12 protein-coding genes and 3 pseudogenes are annotated in these 16325 nt (G+C 75.2%); 7 read left to right on the top strand and 8 right to left on the bottom strand.

The features are described from left to right. The first annotated feature begins 58 nt into the window (after positions 1–58). The 4 genes from DEF28_RS20425 (at position 59) to DEF28_RS20405 (ending at position 6699) form a co-directional block, all read left to right on the top strand. Positions 59–1438 (top strand): FAD-binding oxidoreductase, encoded by a 1380-nt coding sequence (locus tag DEF28_RS20425; RefSeq protein WP_114399392.1) that lies wholly within the window; start codon positions 59–61, stop codon positions 1436–1438. 864 nt (positions 1439–2302) lie between these two features. Continuing rightward, positions 2303–3313, top strand: coding sequence for an ABC transporter substrate-binding protein (locus DEF28_RS20420; protein WP_158562886.1), 1011 nt, complete (start codon positions 2303–2305; stop codon positions 3311–3313). A gap of 819 nt (positions 3314–4132) precedes the next feature. Then, the gene (locus DEF28_RS20410) at positions 4133–5071 is read left to right on the top strand and encodes a hypothetical protein (protein ID WP_114399389.1); all 939 of its coding nucleotides are present in this window, start codon (positions 4133–4135) and stop codon (positions 5069–5071) included. 911 nt (positions 5072–5982) lie between these two features. Then, positions 5983–6699 carry an NADPH-dependent F420 reductase gene (locus DEF28_RS20405; protein ID WP_114399388.1) on the top strand — a complete coding sequence of 239 codons (717 nt, stop codon included), beginning with the start codon at positions 5983–5985 and terminating at the stop codon, positions 6697–6699. Positions 6700–6817: 118 nt separating this feature from the next. On the opposite strand, the pseudogene DEF28_RS29090 reads toward DEF28_RS20405, so the two are convergent. Further along, a pseudogene (locus DEF28_RS29090) lies at positions 6818–7102 on the bottom strand (nitroreductase family protein); the annotation flags it as partial. Between the two features lie 30 nt (positions 7103–7132). Here DEF28_RS29090 and DEF28_RS20395 point away from each other — a divergent pair. Further along, on the top strand, positions 7133–7489 hold the full coding sequence (locus DEF28_RS20395) for a MerR family transcriptional regulator (RefSeq protein ID WP_114399387.1): 357 nt from the start codon (positions 7133–7135) through the stop codon (positions 7487–7489). A gap of 1117 nt (positions 7490–8606) precedes the next feature. Here the strand turns inward: DEF28_RS20395 and DEF28_RS20385 are convergent. Next, positions 8607–9014, bottom strand: coding sequence for a RidA family protein (locus DEF28_RS20385; RefSeq protein WP_114399385.1), 408 nt, complete (start codon positions 9012–9014; stop codon positions 8607–8609). Between the two features lie 76 nt (positions 9015–9090). Between DEF28_RS20385 and DEF28_RS20380 the strand changes: the two genes are divergently transcribed. Then, on the top strand, positions 9091–9714 hold the full coding sequence (locus DEF28_RS20380; RefSeq protein ID WP_114399384.1) for a TetR/AcrR family transcriptional regulator: 624 nt from the start codon (positions 9091–9093) through the stop codon (positions 9712–9714). 532 nt (positions 9715–10246) lie between these two features. Here DEF28_RS20380 and DEF28_RS20375 read toward each other — a convergent pair. Next, positions 10247–11257: an acyltransferase domain-containing protein gene (locus DEF28_RS20375; RefSeq protein ID WP_114399394.1), complete on the bottom strand. Its 1011-nt coding sequence runs from the start codon at positions 11255–11257 to the stop codon at positions 10247–10249. Between the two features lie 216 nt (positions 11258–11473). Between DEF28_RS20375 and DEF28_RS20370 the strand changes: the two genes are divergently transcribed. Beyond that, entirely contained in the window at positions 11474–13096 is a 1623-nt protein-coding gene (locus DEF28_RS20370; protein WP_114399383.1) for an AMP-binding protein, read from the top strand. A 54-nt stretch (positions 13097–13150) separates the two neighbouring features. Here the strand turns inward: DEF28_RS20370 and DEF28_RS20365 are convergent. The 5 genes and pseudogenes from DEF28_RS20365 to DEF28_RS27645 all read right to left on the bottom strand — a co-directional run. Continuing rightward, positions 13151–13480: pseudogene (locus DEF28_RS20365) on the bottom strand (YnfA family protein); the annotation flags it as partial. Further along, positions 13474–14253 (bottom strand): MerR family transcriptional regulator, encoded by a 780-nt coding sequence (locus tag DEF28_RS20360; RefSeq protein ID WP_114399382.1) that lies wholly within the window; start codon positions 14251–14253, stop codon positions 13474–13476. The pseudogene DEF28_RS20365 and the gene DEF28_RS20360, both read right to left, overlap by 7 nt. Before the next feature lie 163 nt (positions 14254–14416). Beyond that, complete coding sequence (locus DEF28_RS20355; protein ID WP_114399381.1) at positions 14417–14734, bottom strand: 4a-hydroxytetrahydrobiopterin dehydratase; 318 nt, start codon at positions 14732–14734, stop codon at positions 14417–14419. Between the two features lie 167 nt (positions 14735–14901). After that, positions 14902–15774, bottom strand: a complete 873-nt coding sequence (locus DEF28_RS20350) for an SDR family oxidoreductase (protein ID WP_114399393.1) — start codon at positions 15772–15774, stop codon at positions 14902–14904. 136 nt (positions 15775–15910) lie between these two features. Continuing rightward, a pseudogene (locus DEF28_RS27645) lies at positions 15911–16325 on the bottom strand (hypothetical protein); the annotation flags it as partial.

Here is a 16325-nt window from a genome sequence, read left to right as displayed (position 1 = left end):
GGCCCCCGCGCCGCACCCCGTAGGGTCGGTGAGGTCGACATCACGGAGAGGAGACCGCGTGGCTGCTGGGGTCGCCGAGGCGCTGGTCGCGGCGCTGGGAGCGGAACACGTCATCACCGACGCCGACATCGCGGCGGGCTACGCCCACGACGAGGCCGAATGGGCGCCGCACGGCCGGCCCGCCGCCGTCGTCCGGCCCCGCCGCACCGAGCACGTCGCCGCCGCGGTGCGGATCTGCGCCGCGGCGCGGACGCCGGTGGTCGCGCGCGGCGCCGGCACCGGCCTGTCCGGGGCCGCCAACGCCGTCGACGGCTGCGTGGTGGTCTCCTTCGAGCGCATGAACCGGATCCTGCGCGTCGACACCGCCGAGAGCACGGCGACCGTCCAGCCCGGCGTCGTCAACGACCACCTGCGCGCCCGCGCCGCCGAGGACGGCCTGTGGTACCCGCCCGACCCCGCCAGCAGCCCGTGGTCCACGATCGGCGGCAACGTGGCGACCAACGCCGGCGGCCTGTGCTGCGTCAAGTACGGCGTCACCCGCGACTACGTGCTCGGCCTGGAGGCGGTCGTGGGCTCCGGCGACGTCGTGCGCCTGGGCCGCACCACCGCCAAGGGCGTCACCGGCTACGACCTGTGCGGGCTGCTCGTCGGCTCCGAGGGCACGCTCGGCCTGGTCACCGAGGTGACGGTGCGGCTGCGGCCGCTGCGCCGCGAGCCCGAGCACACCGTCGTCGGCTACTTCGACTCGCTGACCGACGCCGGCGCCGCCGTCGCGGCGGTCGCGGCCGCCGGGATCGTCCCGTCCGCGCTCGAACTCATCGACCGGTTCTGCCTGCGCGCCGTCGACGAGTGGAAGAACATGGGCCTGGCCGCCGAGGGCGAGGTGCTGCTGCTGGGACGCAGCGACCTGCCCGGCGAGGCCGGCCGCGCCGAGGCCCGGGCGATCCAGGAGCACTTCGAGGCCGCCGGCGCCGGCTACGCCGTCCGCTCCACCGACGCCGAGGAGGCCGACGCCCTCTTCGCGGCCCGCCGCCTCGCCTACCCCGCGCTGGAACGGCTCGGCCCGCTGCTCACCGAGGACGTCTGCGTGCCCCGCGCCCGCGTCCCCGAGATGCTGGCCCGCATCGAGGAGGCCGCCCGCCGCTTCGAGACCCGCATCGGCAACATCGCGCACGCCGGCGACGGCAACCTGCACCCCCTCTTCATCGTGCCGGCCGACGACCCCGAGGCCAAGAAGCGCGCCCAAGCGGCGTTCGAGGTGATCGTGGACGACGCCATCGCCCTGGGCGGTACGGTCACCGGCGAACACGGCGTCGGCCTGCTCAAGAGGCGCGGCGCCGCGGCCGAACTGGGTCCGCGCGTCATCGAGATGCACCGCGCCGTCAAGAACGCGCTGGACCCGCTCGGGATCTTCAACCCGGGCAAGGTGTTCACCTGACGGCCACGCCTCATCAGCCGGGCAGCGGCCCCTTCGCTCCACTGTTTCCCGCCGGCGATCCCGCCGACCGCGCGATGTTCGTGCGGCGGCATGCTGCGGGAGGTTACGGCCCCCGGCAGACCTGTGACGAACGGCGCAGACGCTGGGACGAGACGGCACCTGGGCCGGGCTGCTGGAGGCGATCCAGGTCCGGGATGACGCGATCGCGGACAACGCCGCATCACCGCGGTCATCCCCGGGCCCGCTGACCAGCGCGCCAACCGCGTCGGCAAGGGGCGCCGGGGCGGGCGGCCGCCGCGCTTCGACGCTGAGCTGGACAAGCGCCGCGACGTGATCGAGCGGTGATTCGCTCGGCCCAGGCGGTTCCGTGCGGTCGCGGAGTGGCCCCGGCCCCCTGCCGGGCTGCGGCCACCTGCGACGTCACCCCGAGGCGCGGCTCCGCCGGGCCCACCGCGGCGCTCACCGCGGGCCGCCATCGCCCCCGAACGCCCTGGCGCCCGGCGGGCCGGCACCTGCCGCACCGTCCCCGCCACCCCGCGCGCCGGGCTGGCGCACTACCTCCGGGCCGCAGCCGGACACGGCGCCCCAACGGCCGCGCGCCTGGGGCGCGACGCCCCCTTCTTCGGCCGGATGGCCCTCCGGGGGACGGCGCCCCGCTCGCCGCCCGCCGCGGGCAGCGACGAGGCGGACCAGCACCGCGGCCGCGCCTCGCGGCGGCCCGGCCCGCCGAGGCCCGCGACCTGGCCCGCCGGGGCGCCGGCGCGTCCCGTGGCACGGCCCGCCGCTAACCCCCGCCGGCACCCCCGGAGCAGCGACCTGTAAGGTAAGGCTCACCTACCCTCATCGGACGTGCAAGGGAACCCCGTGAACACCGCTCGCACCACCACACGCCACCGGCCGGTCCTCGCCCTCACGGCCGGCGCGGCCCTCGCCCTCGCCACCGCCTGCGGCACCACCGAACCCGCCGCCGACCCCCAAGCCGGAGGCGAGGAGTGGACCTTCAGCGACGGCAGCGGCGACGAGGTCACCCTGCCCGAGCGCCCGCAGCGCGTCGTCGCCTACTCCGGCGTGGCCGCCGCCCTGTGGGACTACGGCTTCGAGGTGGTCGGCGTGTTCGGCCCGGTCGACGGCGTGGGCGGTGAGCCCGCCCCGCAGATCGGCGACGTCGACACCGAGCAGGTGGAGACGCTCAGCCAGACCTACGACGAACTGAACATCGAAGCGCTCGCGGCCCTGGACCCCGACCTCATCGTCACGCACGCCTTCGACGACCTGCTGTGGTACCTGCCCGAGGACTCCATCGACCAGATCGAGGCCGTGGCCCCCGTCGCCGCCCTCCAGGTCACCGGGGTATCCGCCGAGCAGCAGCTGCAGAACCACCTCGACCTCGCCGTCGCCCTCGGCGTCGACCCCGAGAGCGCGGACGTCACCGAGGCCCGCGCCACCTACGACGAGGCCCTGGCCCGGCTCGACGCCGCCACCGAGGCCAACCCGGACCTGAAGGTCCTGGCGGTCTCGGCCGCCCCCGACTCCTTCTTCGTCGGCAACGCCGCCGCCGGGGGCGACCTCGCCCTGTTCCAGGAGCACGGCGTGAACTTCCCCGAGACCAGCGCCCCCGACACCGACGAGTACGAGCAGCTGAGCTGGGAGGAGGCCGACACCCACCCCGCCGACCTCATCCTGCAGGACGCCCGGCCCGGCCGGACCACGGTGCAGGAGCTCGCCGACCAGCCCATCTGGCGCGGCCTGCCCGCGGTGCGGGCGGAGCAGGTCGGCGAATGGCGGTCCGAGACCCCCTACAGCTACCTGCGCTACGCCGAGACGGTCAACGCGCTCGCCGAGGACATCGAGGAGTCCGAGCCGCTGGAGGGCTAGACCGTCGGCGGGGTTCGCTGAACCGCGTACGCCCATGGCGAAAGGGCGCCGGGGACCGGTGGGCGACGACCGGCCCTGGCGCCCTTCGCCGCGCGCCGCACGTCCGCGCGGATGACCAGGTCCGGCCCCTGGGCGCCGCACCGGGGCGACCGCGACCGCGCGGACCGGTTCCCCGGCGCCGCACCCGACCGCGCGGCTGCGGCCCAGGTACGGCCGGGAGACGGTTCCCCCACCGGTGACCACGTCCGAGCACCCGAAACATCGGCTGTCCCCTGCCAGCCCGCCGGCCCGGAAGCCGGGACGCCCCGGTGCGTATGCCCATCCGACCGGCCCGCGGCACGGAGGCGGAGCCAGCGGCGAAGGGCGTCCCCCGCTCCACCGAGGGGGCCGGGGCGCGCGGCACACCCCGACTGCCCCCGCTCGCGGCCCGGGCGGGCACCGGAGGCCGGCACCGGCTCGCCCCGGCGAGCCGAGACCCCGGCCCGTGGCTGAGGACAGCTCCCGACCCGCCGGGCCGCCGGCCGCCAAGGGAGTCGGCCGCCGACCCGCGGGGACACACCGCCGCCGCGCCCTCGTCCCCGACCGGATGAGCGGCACCGGCCAGGCCTGGCGCATGCCGCGCCGCGTGCCCCGAGAGCCCCGAACCGGCGATTCCCGGCCCAGCGCACCGGCGGAGACCGCGACGCGCTCCGCGAAGCCCACCGGCCCCGACCACCTGGTGCCCGGCCACGGCACGCGGACCGGCCGCACCCGGGATCACGGCCGGCCCGAGGACAACGGGCCGCGCATCGGCTGAGCCCGCGCCGCTAGCATCGCCGCATGCGCCCGCACGTGACCCCGCTCCCCGGGGAGTCCCGGCTGCTTCTGGACGTCGCCCGCGGCTCCTCACCACCCGGTCTGCGGATCGAGGCCACGAGCGGCGGCAGGTGGTGGCTGGTCCAGAACGGCACACCCGTGCTGTTCGCCCGGATCGAGCCGCACCGCTACGGGATCCGGGTCCTGCGCACCGGCGCCTACGCCTCCCCGGTGCCACCACCGCGGGCCGCCACCGCCCGAGCCCTCGCCGACGGGGTCGGCTTCTGGCGGCGGCACCTGCGCTGGGCGGCCCGGTTCGCCCGGTCACTCGCCGAGTCGCCGACCGGCTTCCTGCACGAGGGGCAGTGGCGGCTCCGTCCCGTGGTCCGCCGACCGGTCGGCCCGGTCGGGCCGGAGGTACTCGACCGGCTCCCCCCGACGCCAGCGGCCTTCCTCGACTGGTGCGACGGCTTCGGCGACGGCCCGCAGCGCGGTTTCCTCGCCGAACTCCTCCCCCTGCGCGAACTGAGCCCGCCCGACGCCGCGCGCGTGCGCTCCTACCGCCGCCAGGTCCGCGAGGGCGTGCTGCCGCCGGTGCTGCTGTGGCAGCTCACTGGCACCGACTGCCCGGTGATCGTCGACGGCCACGACCGCTTCGTGGCGGCGCTGGCCGAAGGCGAACCGCCGCCCATGCTGCTGGCCGAGCACGTCGACGCCTCCCCCGCCCTCCTCGCCGAGGACGTGGCAGCCTTCACGGTGCACGCCACGCGGGTGTACCGGCAGATCGAGGCGGGCAGCCCCGGCGCCGAGCAGGCGCTCGCCGACATGACGAAGGCGTTCGCGGCCGACCTCACCGACGGCGAAGCACGCCGCACGCGCGCGTGGCCGCTGCCCGGGGGTTCCGCGGCGTGGCGGGAACAGGCCGAACGCCACGCGCCCGGTTGGGCGGACGAGCCCTGGTGACGGGAGGCGCGACCACGCCGGGGAGGCGAGGTGCTCGGCAAGCCGCCGGTGAGCGGGCGCCGGGACGACACGGACGAGGGCCCCCGCGGCCGCCGACTCGACCAGCGCCCGCATGCCGGCCGCCAGCGGCGCGACGCCGAACGCAGCGGGAGGGGCAGGCCCAACGGCGGCATGCCCCGGGCGTCACGGACGGCGACGGAGAACCGGCACGCCGGCGTCCGAACTCATCCGCGACCCGATCGCGGTCGGCGCCCGTGCGGGCCTGGCGGTCGCGCGCCGGAGTCGGGTCGGGGGCCGAGCGTGGTCAACGACGCTCTGCTCCGCGCGGCCTGCGGCATGCTGCGCGCCCCGGGGCACCCGGTGGCCTCGATCGCCAAGCTCTTCGGGGTTAGCGGGGGGGCGCTCCGACCACGCGGGGATCGACCTCATCAAGGCCCGCACCCAGGCCCTGCGGGACGCCATGCCCGCGACATCAGGCCCGAGCGGGGGCCTCGCCGAGTTCCGCGCGACCATCCACGGCGGCAACGGTTCACACCGCCGTCCGGACGGCACTGGCGGACGTCGGACTCGGCAGGCAGACGATTCGGGTCGGTGAGGACGCACCTCCTCCCTCCAAGAGGCCAACCGCGACTCACGGCGGTGTGCGAGTAGGAAGCGCGTAGATAGTTCATTACCAGCGTCTTTACGGCATAGATTCCATTTGCTCGCGGCCCCAACCGCCCATCGGGGCGTGGCGGCAGGGAGACGGCCGGCCCGAGCTCGCGGGCCCCTTGGCCGGCCCGAGCCGCGCGGGGCGAGGAAGGCGTCGATTTGCCCCTGACACCGGTGTCAGGTCCTAGCGTGGCCGGGTAACCCGTGCGCCCGCGTATGCCAGGGCGCCGGAGGGCCACCACGAGGAAGAGGAACAGGCCATGCCGACTCTGGGGATCATCGGAAGCGGGAACATCGGAGCCGCGGTCGCACGGCTGGCGGTCGCGGCGGAGCTCGACGTGGTGATCGCCAACTCGCGCGGCCCGCAGAGCCTGACCGGCCTGGTCGAAGAGCTGGGACCGCGCGCCACCGCCGCCACCGTGGACCAGGCCGCCCGCGCCGGGGAAATGACCCTGCTGAGCATCCCGCTGGGGGCCTACGGCTCGCTGCCCGAGGGGCTGCTGCGCGGGCGGACCGTGCTGGACACCGGCAACTACTACCCCCACCGCGACGGACGGATCTCCGAGCTAGACTCCGAGGAGGTGACCACGACCGAACTCGCCCAGCGGCTGCTGCCCGGCGCCCTGCTGGTCAAAGCCTTCAACAACATCATGGCCCACCACATCCCCCAGCTCGCCCGCCCCACCGGAGCCGGCGACCGCAGCGCCCTGCCCATCGCCGGTGAGGACTCCGGCGCCAAGGAACGGTCCGCGGCGTTGATCGACCGGCTCGGCTTCGACACCGTCGACGCCGGGACCCCTGCCGAGAGCTGGCGGTTCGAGCCCGAGTCCGACGCCTACACCCAGATCTACCTCGCCGACCCCGAGGTGCCCCTCGACCAGATGATGCAGGCCCCCGCCGCCCCGGTCTCGGCCGACGAACTGCGCGCCTTGCTGGAGTCGAGCCGGCGGGTGAAGGTGGCCGAGCGCACCTTCTGAGTCCTCGCCTGCCTCCAGCACCCCTCGTCCGCAGGTTGCGGGACGCGCCCTCGTGGCGCCTTTGGACGTCGGAGCGCTGCACGCCCAGCGGCTCCTCCTCCAGCAGTCGGACGCTCCGGGCGTGGCGGCGCGCACCCGAGACGACGTGCACCTGCCCGGGCTGGGTATTGCCGTGGGAGGGCGCCCTCTGGGCGTCCGCCAGCACCGCGCGGATGTCGGCCGCGGGCACCGGGCCGGGGACACGCCCCGGACCGGGCACCGCGAGCGCACGATGCCGGTGAAGGAGCGGGCACTGCTGGCCACAACGGGCGCATTTCGGGCAGAGGCGCCTCAGACGTGCACCGCGAGACCGCGTCCGGTGGCTCCGGGTGGACGCGCCGCTACACTCGGACCTGACATCCATGTCAGGGACGAGGCGGGACGGAGGTCGCCCGTGCGGATCGGCGATCTGGCCGAGCGGACCGGGGCCAGCGTGCGCTCCCTGCGCTACTACGAGAAGCAGGGCATGCTCTCCAGCGAACGCAGCGCCAGCGGGCAGCGCCACTACGGCGAGGACGCCGTGAGCCGTGTGCTGTTGATCCGACAGTTCTTCTCCGCCGGGATGAACAGCAAGACCATCGCCGCGCTGCTGCCGCACATCAAGGACGGGGAGCGCTGCCCTCCGGAGGTCCTGCGCCAACTCACCGCTGAACTCCACCGCCTCGACGCCCAGGCCGACGAACTGGCCCGCGCACGCCAGACCCTGGACGGCATGGTCAAGGCCACCCAGGAGGCCATGCGCGGCGCTTGAGAACCGCCTGAATCGGCGCCCGCCCGCGTGGACCACCTCGACAGCCGACGGAGTGAGCACCTCCGCCAACATGCCCGCCCTGGGAACCTGCGCCCTGCCGCGCGCGCCCGCCCGGCTCGCCGCGCTGCGCACCGCCCCGGGCGTGTCGACCAGACGGTCGAGGAACTCCCGCACTACCTCAGCACCGTGCACCACACCACCCTCCAAACGGCGCTGGAGGACGTCGAACCGGACGGGGCGCGCGGACGGGGCCGTCGTGCCTGCGCGCACGGAAGGCAGACGATCCGGGCCGGCGAGACCGTGCCCCTCTCCCCCAGGCCGCCAACCGCGACCCACGGCGGTTCGAGCGCCCCGACACCCTCAACCCGGACCAGGCCACCTCCGGCCACCCGGCCTTCGGCCAGCAACTCGCCCGCCTCGAAATGCGGATCGCCTTCCCTGCGCTCTCACCCGGTTCCCCCACCCTGCGCCTCGCCGTCCCACCCGAGGAGATCCCACTGCGCGCCGTCAACGCCACCGTCCACGGCGTCCGCGAACATCCCGTCACCCGGGACGAGGAGGAGGCGGCCACGCCCGGGCGCCGCGCGGAAGGGGCCGAGGCCCGCTCCCCGGCAGTGCGGCGGCCCGGTGGTGTGCACCGCCGAACCGCTGCACACCCCCGGCCGGCGGGTCGGCTGCGTACGCGGGCTGCTCCGCCCGTTGCAGCGTCGCGGCTGGACGGGCGCGCCGTGCTTCCCCGTGACGACGAGCAGGGCCGGGGGCGCTGGTGGGTCCGGAGTATGTCACTGTGCCGGAGGTACGGACAGGGAACGCGTAGCTAGATTCGCGTTCGCTACCTTTACGTCATAGATTCCATTTGCTCCGGTGGCGACGGCCGTCGGGCCGGGTGGCGGCACGGCACGGAGGACGACGGCGTTCGCCGAGGCGCGCGGACGGGGCCGCCGTGCCGGCGCGCACGGACGTGCGGCTGAGGGACAGCGGCACCGACCACGCACGGGAGCGGTCCCCGGCCACTGCGGACGGGGACCGCTCGGTGTCACTTGCACGGGCGCGGGGGCACGGTGTCGTGCCCATGTGCGCGGCCGCGCCGGGGCGAGGCGGCCGCAGCGCCGTCCGCTCAGGCGATGACGGCGGTGGCCTCGATCTCGACCAGGAGGTCGGGCTCGGCGAGCGCGGCGACGCCGATCCCGGTGATCGGCGGGAGGGCCGTGATGCCCAGCTTCGCGGAGGCCCGGGCGGCCCCCTCGACGAACAGCGGCATCTTGTCGGGGTGCCAGTCGACGAAGTACACGGTCAGTTTCGCCACGTCGTCGAAGGAGGCGCCGGCCTCCGCCAGGGCGGCGCCGACGTTGAGGTAGCACTGCTCGACCTGGGCGGCGAGGTCGCCTTCGCCGACTCTGCCGCCGTCGGCGTCCCGCGCGACCTGGCCGGCCATGAAGACCAGCTTCGATCCGGTGGCGATGGAGACCTGCCGGTAGAGGTCGACCTTCGGCAGTCCGTCGGGGTTCACCAGGGTGATGGGCATAGGGATTCCTGTTCGTCAGGCCCGCAGGGCTTGGAACGGCAAACTATAGCAATGCAATGCTATGTATTCTGGAGCCATGGCGAGGACGAAGGATCCAGCGGTGCGCACCCTGCTCATCGAGCGGGCCGCGCACATGCTGCGTGCCCGTGAGCCCATCACCCTGCGTTCGCTGGTGGCCGGCACCGGCGTGTCGACGATGGCCGTCTACACCTACTTCGGCGGCATGGACGGGATGTGGCGGGCCCTGCGCCAAGAGGGCTTCACCCACCTGGCGGCCAGGTTCGCGTCGGTGCCCGAGTCCGAGGACCCCGTGCGGGACCTCACCGCCCTGGTCGCCGCCTACCTCGGCAACGCCCTGGACCATCCCCACTTGTACCGGGTCATGTTCGACGCGAACTTCGAACTCGAAGACCTCACGGCCGCGGACGCGACCCTGGAGTACATGGTCCAGGCCGCCCGGCGGGGCAGGGACACCGGCCGCTTCCGCCCGGCGACCGTCCCGCTGGAACTGGCGACCCAGAGCTGGGCCGTCGCGCACGGGGTCGTCTCCCTGGTCGCCGGCGGCCCGCTGCCACATGAAACCCTCGACTACTGCGCCCCCATGCTGACCGCGCTGTTCGTCAGCATGGGCGACGAGCCCGGCAGGTGCCGCCGATCCGTCGCGGACGGCTGGGCCCAGCTGCACCCGCCCGTCGGATAGCCCGTCCCGTCGCCTTCCCTCCAGTGCCCCGGGCGCCGCGGGGACACTCCCGGCCCGCCGCCCTGCCCGGGGCGGCGCGTTTGCGGTACCGCGCCGAGCGAGCACCGTCCCAGGGGCGGGGACCGGCGCGTCACCGCTTCCGGGACGGTGTCCCCCGCGGCGTCAGGCTTGCGCCCGGGTGCCAGACCACCGTCGGGGTCCGCCGCCGGCATCCCCCGGGGCGGTGCGGCCAGCGGGTCCGCGCCTCCCGGCAGCGCCCGTACGGCGGCGTGCGCGCCGACCCATGGGACACCCCCCGCGCTCCGGCTCCCGCCGCGGCGGCGCCCGCCGCGCCCTCAGCGGGGAAGCGGCCGGCTGCCGGCCCGGCACGCGCCAACGGGGCGCCCGGTCGCGTCGGCGGGCGTGCGCCCCCGGAGGCGAGTCGGGTGGGTGCCGCACTCCCCCTCCTCGGCCGCCGGCGCGCCGCTCCGCTCACGCCCGGCAGCCGAGCGGCGTCTCATCACGCGGCCGGGACGGCGCAACGCCCCCGCTCTCACCTCGGCAGTCTCAGCCAGCCCGTGCGCACCCGCCAGTGGCCGCCGTTGCGGAGGTGGCCGACGATCGCACGTTCTAGCCGGGTCCGCCCGGGCACCTCGTCCGGGGCCACCACCGGGCGCTGGAAGACGAACCGGAAGACGTCGGCGTCGCCCACCGGGCCGTCCTCCAGCAGGGTGAAGCGGCGCTGGAAGCGCACGATGTTGGAGGTCTCGGGCAGGTGGTCGGCCAGCTGCGGGTCCAGCAGCCAGGACGTGCACGTGGCCACCGGGTAGTCCGTGCCGAACCGGTCCGCGAAGAACCCGCGGGCCCGCGCCAGGGAGTCCTCGACCGCGTCCGGGGCGAGAGGGCCGGTCTGCGGGATGTGCAGGCGCAGCACCGGCTGGCCGGGCGCCAGTTCGGGGCCGAACCGCCGGGCCTCCTCGGGCCCGTACCAGGCGACCGCGCCGCGCGGCTCCAGCACGGCGCGCTCGTACTGCAGGCGGCCGAGCTCGTACAGCCCGTCGCGGTAGTGCAGCGCGATCCAGCCCGCCACCTCCAGGCCGGACCTGCCGAACATCACCCGCGTCTTGGCGATGTGCCGCCCGACGTCCGCCAGTGTCGCCGCGGTGACCTCGTCCGGCACGCCGTTGCGGGCGTGCTGGGCCCGCAGCAGCGGAGTCGCCGCGGCGAAGGCGAAGACCGGGGCGCAGCGCACCCGCGGGTCCTCGGCGTCCATCAGCGACGGCCACTCGCGCCATGCCGGGGAGCCGAGGTCAGCGACCACCACGCCGTACATGCGCTCGAGCAGCCACCACAGCTCCGGATCCCCGTGGGGGCGCGGCCACAGCCCGAGCAGTTCGGCGCGGTCCCGTTCCTCGAGGGCGAACGGCGCCAGGGCCGCTTCCGCGCCCGCCGGTCCGGGCAGCGGGATTCCCGCGTCCGCCACCGGCACGCCGGCCAGCCCCTCCAGCCACGGGCCGGTCCGCTCCGGCAGACCGAGGCGCTCCAGCACGACTCCAACGTCCATGCCCACCATGGTGGCGGTCCGCGCGGCCGAAGTCACGCGGCCGTTCGGCAGGTACCGCCGCTCGGCGCTCACCCGGACCGCACCACATCCGCACGCTGAGTGACGCAGGCGTCGCCGACGGGTGAGAGCCGCAGCACAGACGGGGGCATAGTCTGTCAGACGGGCTCCAGTGCGCACGAGACACCGACACCCGGTCCGAAAGGGGACGATCGCCCGATGGCCGATCCGGCACGGCAGGTACAGGAGTGGCTGGAACGCTACGACTCGCCGAGCGCCTGCGTGGCGCACCTGCTGTGCGACCGCCACCCCGCCGACGCGACCGCCGTCACCGAGGTCGACGCCGACCTGTCCGCACGGGACCTGACCTACGGCGAACTGGCCGAGCGCTCGTCGGCCGTGGCGGGCGGGCTCGCCGAGCTCGGTGTCCGCCCGGGCGACCGCGTGGCCACGCTCATGGACGGCGGAATCGACCTCGCCGTCACGGCGCTGGCCGTGTGGCGGCTCGGCGCCGTGCACGTCCCGCTGTTCACCGCGTTCGCCCCGTCCGCCATCGCGCTGCGCCTGCGGGACTCCGGCGCCCGCGCGGTGGTGTGCGGCGACGACCAGCGGCCCAAGCTCGACCCGGGCAGCGACCTGCCCGCCGACTCCGCCCCGGCCGTCGTCACCACCGGCGCGGCACCGCTGCGGCCCGGTGACCGGACGCTGGCCGACCTGGAACGCGCCCGGCCGGCTCCGGCCGCCGCGACGGGCGGCGCCGCGCCGTTCCTGCGGCTCTACGCCTCGGGTACCGCCGGGCCGCCGCGGGCGGTCGAGGTGCCGGTGCGCGCGCTTGCGGCACTGCACGTCTACCACCACTACGGTCTCGACGTCCGCGACGACGACGTGTTCTGGAACGCCGCCGACCCGGGCTGGTTCTACGGCGTCTACCACGGCCTGGTCAGCCCGCTGCTGGCCGGCCACCGCAGCCTCCACCTGCGCGCCGGCTTCGACCCCGAGCTCACGCTCGACGTGCTCGCCACCTACGAGGTGACGAACTTCGCGGCCACTCCCACGGTGTACCGCGCGCTGCGCTCGGTGCTGAAGACGCTTCCGCCGGAGGTGGTGGTGCGGCGGCTCGCGAGTTCCGGGGAGCCCCTGCACGCCGACGTGGTGCGGTGGGCGGAGGACGTGTTCGGCGTACCCGTGCACGACCACTACGGGCAGAGCGAACTCGGCATGTGCGCCGGGAACCACAGCCACGACGAGGTGGCGGTGCCGCTCAAGCCCGGTTCCATGGGCACGGCGCTGCCCGGGTGGACGGTGACGGTGCTGGAGCCCGTGGACGACGTCGAGGCGGCCCCGGGGGTGTTCGGCCGGGTCGCGGTCGACACGGCGGCCAGCCCCGCCATGTGGTTCGCCGGCTACCAGGGCAGCCCCCTCGCCACGGCCCGCCGGTTCAGCCCGGACCACCGCTGGTACCTCACCGGCGACACCGGGACCCGCGACGCCGCCGGGCGGCTGTACTTCTCCTCCCGGGACGACGATGTCATCCTGACCGGCGGCTACCGGATCACTCCCTTCGACGTGGAGTCGGCGCTGCTGCAGCACCCGGATGTGGAGGAGACCGCCGCCTACGGGGTGCCCGACGACGTCGTCGGCGAGGTCGTCGCGGCCGACGTGGTGCTGCGCGAGGGGGTCCGCGGCTCCGACGAGCTCGCCGAGGCCCTCCGGGAGCTGGTCCGGGCACGGATCGCCTCCCACGCCGGACCCGGCCGGATCAACTTCGTGGCGCAGCTGCCCCGGACCGCGAGCGGCAAGATCCAGCGGTTCCGCCTCCGCGGGCCGCGGCAGCGGGCGTGACGGCGCCGCCTCCTGGAACCGCCGCGGCGATCCCCGCCGGCCCCCGCGTCCCCAGTCGCTCCGTGGGGCGTGCCTCATGACGGCGCCCCCCACCGTGCACACCAGGGCGCCGATGGCGTCGAACCGATCGGGGCGGTACCCGTCCACGGCCACCCCCAGGCCACCGACCCGGCGACGAAGACCCCACCGTAGGCGGCCAGGATGCGCCCGAAGCCGGCATCGGGCTGCAGGGTGGCGACCGGGCCGTACCGTCCGAGCGCGATCATGCCGGCGCCGATCCAGAGCGGGCCGCGGTGTTCGCGGCCCCCTGCCAGACCAGCCAGGCACCCCGGTCTCGGCGAGGGCGGCGACGATGAACAGCAGGACGGATGTGGCGGTCAGCACGGGGAGGTCTCTTCGGGGTCGGGGACAGCGGAGGGTGCACCGAAGACGTCGTGGAGCAGGTGCCGGGCACCAGCTGGGGCTTCGACGTCCAGGTGCACGGTGTCGTGAGCGAAGGTCAGCGTGACGGAGAAGAAGGCGCAGCAGCGCTGCTCGGCGGCGGCCAGCTCCGCCAACCGCGGCGCTCGCCCTGCGGGGCAGCTCACCCGCAGCCCCGTGGGGGTCGTCTCGCGCTGGGCGCCGTCCAGCAGGACGCGCCACTGGTGGATGCGCCGCTCCGCTCCCGCGCTGTCCAGTGAGCAGGCCGCGACGGGGGCGTCCCGGTCCTGTCGCAGCGGCGGCGGGTCCGTATCGGTTCCGCGGCCCGCCGCCAGGTCGGGGAAGCCGCATTCGGGGCCGCAGCGATCCGGCCGGTCGGGAAGTGAGTCCAGATGCTCCAGGGCACGGCGCAGCGTGGCGGTGAACTCCGCCAGTTCCCCGGCGCGTGCCTGGGCGGCGGTGATGCGCTGGGCGATACGCGGCCGGAGCGAGGACCTGACCTGGGAGCACGCCTCGTCGCGCCACACGGTCAGCAGTTCGGCGATCTCGCCCAGCCCCAGGCCGAGCCGTTTGCCGGTGGCGATGAACGCCAGCTGGTCCACCGCGTCCCGGCCGTAGAGCCGATAGCCGCCCGGGGAGCGGTGGGCGGGCAGCAGGCCGCGTGCTTCGTAGTAGCGCAGCGCGGACGGTGCCACGCCGGAGCGTTCGGCCAGCTGCGAGATCCGCATGGTCTCCATGGGCGATGACGGTAAACCTGCAACCGGGGTTGAAGGTCAAGCCCGTCGCGGCAGCGGACGCGGGCCGGACCCCGTCACGCGGCCCGGCCCGGGATGCGAACCAGCAGCCGGGCCCGGGGCGGGGGGCGGTCCGGTGGTCCGTGCCCGGGCGGGCGCGGCTCCCTCATCTGCCGCCAGCCGCGCCGACCGCGCCGGCTTTGGCGGCGAGCCGGTCGATGCGGGCCGCCAGGTTCAGGTCGCGCTCGGTGATACCGCCGAGGTCGTGGCTGGACAGCCGGAACCGGATCCGGTTGTACCGGATGTCGATGTCGGGGTGGTGGTTGATCTCCTCCGCCGCGCGGGCCACCTCCGTGACCAGGTGGATGGCCGCCATGAAGTCGTCGAGGGCGACCGTGCGGGAGATGGCCGCGCCCTCGCGCGCCCAGTCGCCGGGCAGCTCCTCCAGGCCGGCGGTGATCTGCTTGTCCTCCAGGAGCGGCATGCCGCGCCTCCTCGTGTGCGGTGGTCGGTGGACCTCGTGGCGCGCCGGCGGGCACCGGCGCCTGACGCCTGGGCGGACCTGGCGGCGCGCGTCCACCGCCTGGTCCCCGCAGGGTGCCCTGCCCGGTCAGCCCCGCGCCGACACCCCGCGCGGGGGCCCGAGTCCCCTCAGCGGAGCGGCTCCGGGTCGGCCCCGGTGCCGGCGCCCGCCCGCCAGCGGGCGAAGCCGCCTTCGGAGTTGATGACCTGGCCGGTGATCCAGCGCCCTTCGTCGGTGGCCAGCCAGGCGATGAGCCGGGCCGGGTCGTCGGGGTAGCCCCACCGGCCGAAGGGGAGCAGTCTGCCGAGGTGGCGCCACGCCTGTTCGGTGAGGTAGCCGGTCTGCACCGGCCCGGGATTGACGGCGTTCACCGTGATGTGCCGGTCGGCCAGGTGCTCGGCGAGCGTCAGCGTGATGGCCGCCAGCGCGCCCTTGGCCGAGGCGTAGGCCACCTCCGCCGGCATCGGGCCCTGCCCCTGCCCCGACGTCATGAGGAGCAGCCGCCCGCCCGGCCGGCCGTCGTGCTGGGCGGCGAACTCCTTGGCGAGCAGGATGGCGGACCGGGTGTTGACCGCCCAGTGCCCGTCCAGCTGCTCCGCCGTGATGTCGTCCAGCACGGTGTCGCCGCCGCTGCGCGCGTGGTTGCAGACCAGGATGTCGACGTGCCCGAACTCCGCCGCGGCCGCCGCGACGACCCGCGCGGGAGCAGCGGGGTCCGCCATGTCGGCGCTGGTGTCGGCCACGCGCGCCCCCGGCGCCGCCAGGGCCGCCCGCACGCCGGCCAGCACCTCCGCGATGTCGTCGGCGCCCCACGGCTGCTCCTCGTCGTGCGGGCGGTAGTGGTGGCAGAACACACTCGCCCCGTAGGCGGCGAGCCGCCGGGCGACGGCGTAGCCGATGCCGTCGCGGCGGCTCACGCCCGTGACGAGCGCGACCCGGCCGCGCAGCGGCAGGGGATCGCGGGCGAGTTCGTCGATGCTGGGATGCTCGATGTGGGCCATGCTCACACGATGGCACCGGCCGGTCGCTGACCGCATCCGGTTTTTCCGGGCTGTGGACAACCGGACGGCAGCCGTTCCGGGGCACGCCGGCCGGGCCTCCTGTCCGGCCTGTCGGCCCCTCCCGGGTTGGCTCGGCTCAGGTGAGGCTCGACGGGTCCGACGGGTCCACCGGCACCCCGGTGAAGTCGCGCTCGTCCAGCGGCACCGACGGGATGTCGCTCGGCCCGGTCGTCGGCTCCCCCGAGGACCCGGGGTCGGGACTGCCGTTCTCGCCCGATTCGCTGGGCTGGGGGCTCGGTGACGGCTGCGGGCTCGGCGAGGGTGAGCCGCTGCTCTCCGGGTCCGCCGGCGACTGCTGCGAACCCGCCTCCTCGCGCACGTCGGACAGCCACAGGTAGAGGAGCACCAGCAGCACGAGGAAGAGCACGATCAGCATCAGCAGTCCGACGACCACCCCGCGGTGGGCGTCGGGGTCGGCCGCCGCGGCGCCCCGGCCGCGCGGCGGCCAGCCCCACCGGGTCGCCCCCGGCCCGCCCGCGCCCGACCAGTAG

Source organism: Marinitenerispora sediminis (assembly GCF_003336425.1).
GTDB lineage: Bacteria > Actinomycetota > Actinomycetes > Streptosporangiales > Streptosporangiaceae > Marinitenerispora > Marinitenerispora sediminis.
This window is presented reverse-complemented; position numbering and strand designations above follow the sequence as displayed.